The sequence below is a fragment of the Paenibacillus sp. P4_E11 genome (assembly GCF_056401635.1).
In genome coordinates, this window is the sequence record NZ_JBFUIX010000201.1 from 1 (window position 1) to 5084 (window position 5084).

The window sequence follows — 5084 nt, forward strand, 5'->3', positions numbered from 1 at the left end:
GTAGGGGGATTAGTCGGACTTACAACGAGTGGGGCTACAATCGACCAAAGCTATGCAACAGGCGATGTGTCGAACACCGGATCCGGGTCTGCCGGTGGGCTGGTTGGTCATGCTACCACGGAGAGTATTCTCAACAGCTATGCAACAGGTGATGTGACGGCCGTTAGTAATGCCTCTATTGGCGGGTTGGTAGGCTCTGCCTATGGTACTACTGTTATTAACAGTTATGCAACGGGAATAATGAGCCCTGGCACAGGTTCTGTAGGCGGCTTGGTCGGAAGGGATACAATCATCGGCATCCTAGTTATCACAAGCTCCTATTGGAACTTGAGCGATAATCTTCACGGTCTACAGACCATTGGCGGGACAACTGGAACGGGCGGGGCAGTTAGTAAGAGCGCCATGAAACAAATGGCAACTTACGTGGGATGGAACCCGGCGATTTGGGGAATTCAACCAGGGGTGAGTTACCCTTATTTGAAAGCTTTTTCCCCTACACTTCGGGTTGGTCCACTTTCACCGACCTATTCCACTAAACCGGGGGTTAACCAGCTTACGGTCTCCGGTTATGTCCGGGACAGCAGTATCGGCGAGCCCCTGGTGGTCAGTTATACGATAAAGAATGCTTCCAACTATACGGTAACCCAAGATGTGTACGCTACCAATGCCACAAGCGGTGATCAGTCATTTAACTTGTCTACCGTGCTCGATGAGAGCATCTACACAGTAGGAACATACACCATTGACATAACGGTGAAAGATACCGTTGCGGGTCATGAACAGCTGAAATCCTTAACGTTTGCTGTCGTGGATACGACAGCGCCGCTTATTACGTTGAACGGAAGCAATCCCATGCAGATTGCGGTAGGAAGCACATTTACCGATCCCGGTGCAACGGCACAGGATATGGTGGATGGCGACTTAACTGGCCAGATTATGGTTAGTGGCTCAGTGAATACGAATCTAGTTGGCACTTATACGCTGACGTACCGGGTGAGCGATGCAGCAGGGAATACGGCGGCCACCACCCGCACGGTAAATGTAGTGGATAGCGATATGCCTTTGATTACTATTCTAGGTCCCAACCCGATGCAGGTAGAGGCTGGAAGCATCTTTACCGATCCCGGCGCGACCGCCCTGGATGTGGTGGATGGCGACTTAACCGCCCAGATTACGGTAAGCGGCTCGGTGTATACGAATCTGCTTGGCGCCTATACGCTCAGCTATAGTGTTACGGACCGCGCGGGGAATCGGGCACCTGATGTTGTCCGCACCGTTCAAGTCAAGGATACCGTGCCGCCTGTGATTACCTTATTGGGTGAAAGCTCCCTGTCTATTAGGCAGGGCACTCCATTCCTCGATCCAGGGGCTACAGCCGTGGATCGATTCGATGGAAATCTGACGAGTCAAATTACGGTCACAGGTTCGGTATACAGCGAGAGTGCGGGTACCTATACGCTGGTGTACAAGGTACAGGATAGCTCGGGCAATGCAGCGGCAGAGCGTGTACGGACAGTGAATGTTGAGCATCTTCAGGATTCAACAAGCAGCGGCGGACAACCGAGTGTAACCCAATCAAGGATTGCAGATCTAGCTCAATTAAACATATATACATCGGGTAAGGTGCTAGGATTATCCCCTGCATACACGCCCGGGACGATGGAGTACACAGCAGAGACAGACGCTGAGCAGGTCGAGCTGCAGTTGGTTCCTGCTCATTCCAAGGCGATTGTTAAATGGTTGGACGAACGCATTGGTGAGACGATAACCGTTCCTTTGGCGATGGGTACCAACGTGCTGGTCATTACAGTTCAAGCCGAGGATGGAACCTTCAAGACGTATACCATAACGGTTAATCGTAAGGCCGCGAGTGAGAATACAGCTCCACCTGCTCTTGTATGTGCATTTACGGATATCCAGAACCACTGGGCTAAACCGGATATTTGCGAAGCGGCAGGGCTGGGTATCGTGGAGGGAATAGATGCCCAAACCATGGTGCCGGATGGCTACGTAACAAGGACGGAGTTTGCAGTCATGTTGCTACGAACCCTACAAATCGATATAAGTAACGGAGCGAGCGCTATGCCTTTCAGCGACGAGATTAGCATCCCGGTGTGGGCGCGGCTGGCGATCCAGACAGCAGTAGCCAAGGGAACTCTCGAAGGATATCCAGACGGGACATTGCGGCCACACCATACGGTGATCCGGACAGAAATGGCGGCGATGGTCTCCAAGATAATGAAATGGGAGGCTGACAATGTGGAAAGCACATCTTTTTCTGATGATGCACGCATTCCAGCCTGGGCCAAAGCATATGTTGAAAATACCCGTAGGTACGGGCTTCTAGTTGGCCGGGAAGGCAATCAATTTGTTCCGGATGGACTAACAACAAGAGCCGAAGCCGCCGTCGTGCTTTTGCGGCTCTGGAAAGTTCTACATTAACACAAGCGTAGATTCTGGCTGGCCCGTATGTCATTCTTATTGACATACGGGTCAGCCTTTTTTGTCGAAATCTGGAATGACTCACCTTGCACTCCATAGTTTCGTATACTATATTGAGAGAATTGAGAGAAACGTCAAACCTAAAAGGAACTACATCATGGATTCCACTATAGAGCTTGTCTTGATGATTGCTTCAGTAATCATGACGGGCATCATTTTATTCTCGGTATATGGGTTTAGAAGAGAACGTGGAGTAGGTTATCTCATCGGATTGATCGTGTGCCGGATGATTTACTCAAGCAGTATCATTCTGGAGAAAAGCAGCGATCTATTAATGGATAAGCTGGTTTTTCGCAATATTCAGAGTACGGCGCTTAATTTAATCGTACCTTTCTTTCTCCTATTCGTTTATCAGTTGATCGGTCGCGACAAACTATTAAAGCCTCGTTGGAAGATCATGTTGTTCACGATATTCGCTCTCTGGTCGCTGCTGTCGTGGTTGGATCCCGAGCTTCATGTGATCTATCGCACGATTGAGCTCGATAACGGACATTTAATGACGACGAGGACCTTCTATTCAGTCACTTTCTCGGTCACTTGTTACTTCGTTGTGGCTGTATGTCTTTATTTTCTATTTCAGTATATACAGAACATTCGTAACGATTTTCGTAAGCCGGGGATGTGGGTTCTGTTTCTGAGTACATTTCCGCTTGTTCTTGAGATTGTCAAACTCATGAATCCCGACTGGTCGTCCTGGCTGCTTCCGTTGTCGGTTTACTGTGGATTTACAGGTACATTGATGCTGGAGATTATGCTGCGGATTAAGTTTTTCTCTACCGTTCCGATTGCTAGGAATATTGTGCTCGATACGATTCAGGAAAGTATTATGATAGCGAATGCTTCAGGAAAGATCATCGACAGCAATATACAAGCTTCCCAATGGTTTTCGGAGATGGGCTATGCAGCTATTGCTGGTCGGAATATGGCGGAACTTTTGGAGCCTTGGCCGGAATGGCATAAGTTATGCAAGTCTATGCAACAGGGACGTGTAGAGATTGATATCTGGCTGGATGGAGAAAGAAAAATATACAGCGTGAACGTATATCCGTTACGTATACTGCGTAAGCAGGGGCAGGGCAGCATTTCTCTTATTGTTGATATTACGGAGAAAGAGCGGCATCTGGAGCAGATTGCACAGCTCAACCAGCTGAAGGATCAGCTGTTTACGATCGTGTCGCATGATATTCGTAGTCCACTGGCGTTGCAGTTTCAACTCGTTGAATTACTAGAAGAAGACAGAGACAGATTCGAACCTGATCATCGGGAAATCATTGAGACGCTAGGTGACCAGATTCGTAATACACTTGGAATGGCTAATAATCTATTAGAGTGGTTCCGCAGCCAGCGGGAAGACATGGCACTTCGTCCACAGGTACTGGAGTTGTCTGAGGTTGTGGAGGAATGCTGTCATATGCTACATATAAAAAGTGAGGCTAAACATATAAAGGTGAATCATACGATTGCCTTAGGCACTCGGGTGTATGCTGACCGAGAAGCTGTTGGATTAATTATCCGCAATTTGTTATCTAACGCCATCAAATTTACAGGTCTGGGCGGTTCGATCTATGTGCATGCCCAGTTATCAGGGGAAATGGTTACCGTTTCCGTCCGCGATAATGGGGTGGGTATGGAAGAGGAGCAGGTTCGTCAGCTATTTGCTGGTAAGCAGCTCAACTCATTGGCGGGCACTTTGGGAGAGAAGGGCGCGGGACTAGGGCTGCTCGTAAGCCGGCAGTTCGTACAACTAAGCGGCGGAAGTTTATGGGCGGAAAGCAAGGTAGGGCAAGGAAGTGTATTTCACTTCACCATGAGAGGCGGAACAGAGTGATGAAAGTACTCATAGTTGACGATGAGCCTGCCATGCTGTTGGCTATGAATCGACTGCTATCGAATATAGAAGACGTGGAGCTTGTTGGAAGCTTCCAGAATGCGATAGAGGTGCTGGACTTCGTTCGGGTCAGCGAAGTGGATCTCGCATTCTTGGATATCAAGATCGCTGCGGACGATGGATTAGAGCTGGCCCGCAGCTTGCGTTCGATTCGTGCTGATCTTGACATCGTGTTTACAACCTCCCATTCAGCTTTTGCGATTGAAGCTTACGATGTTTATCCATTGGACTATATGGTTAAACCGATCTCCAGAAAGCGCCTGGCTCAGACTATCACTAGAGCGGCTAGCAGACAYAGCGCTTCTTCTGAAGTTGGCGACCTCACACCTAATCGGCTGACGGCTCGGGGACTGGGTTGCTTCGAGGCCAGCAGCAAGCAAGAGGGTGCAGTGAAATGGATCTCCAAGAAAAGTATGGAGTTATTCGCATACTTGCTCGTTAATCGAGGCCGAAGTGTAGCCAAAATCCGAGTTTTGGAAGATATTTTCCCGGAGATGCCTCTTAAAAATGCGGAGGTGTACCTCAATACGGCGGTTTATCAGCTTAGGAAAGCTTTGTCGTTGCACGGGTTTAAAGAGATGGTCATATCAGCGCAAGAACAGTACCGTGTAGACTTGGATCAAGCAGATGTGGACTTTATTCTATTCGAGCAGGGCGTGGAGGCATTATCGGAAATTCATGCAGCCAATGAAGC

The 5084-nt window shown here is 48.8% G+C and carries 3 protein-coding genes; all 3 read left to right on the plus strand.

Features of this window, described 5'->3' with window-relative positions; genetic code table 11:
- Window positions 1-2442 (plus strand): immunoglobulin-like domain-containing protein (locus AC1DWB_RS31125; RefSeq protein ID WP_477544973.1); only part of this gene is annotated, 2442 nt, incomplete at its 5' end.
- A 157-nt stretch (window positions 2443-2599) separates the two neighbouring features.
- Window positions 2600-4330, plus strand: a complete 1731-nt coding sequence (locus AC1DWB_RS31130) for a sensor histidine kinase (RefSeq protein ID WP_477544974.1) — start codon at window positions 2600-2602, stop codon at window positions 4328-4330.
- The coding region (locus tag AC1DWB_RS31135; RefSeq protein WP_477544975.1) for a response regulator at window positions 4330-5084 on the plus strand (755 nt) is incomplete at its 3' end. The genes AC1DWB_RS31130 and AC1DWB_RS31135, both read left to right, overlap by 1 nt.

Coding starts and splice junctions, on each gene's coding strand:
- AC1DWB_RS31130 (WP_477544974.1), top strand. CDS start 2,600: ATGGATTCCACTATAGAGCTTGTCTTGATGATTGCTTCAGTAATCATG.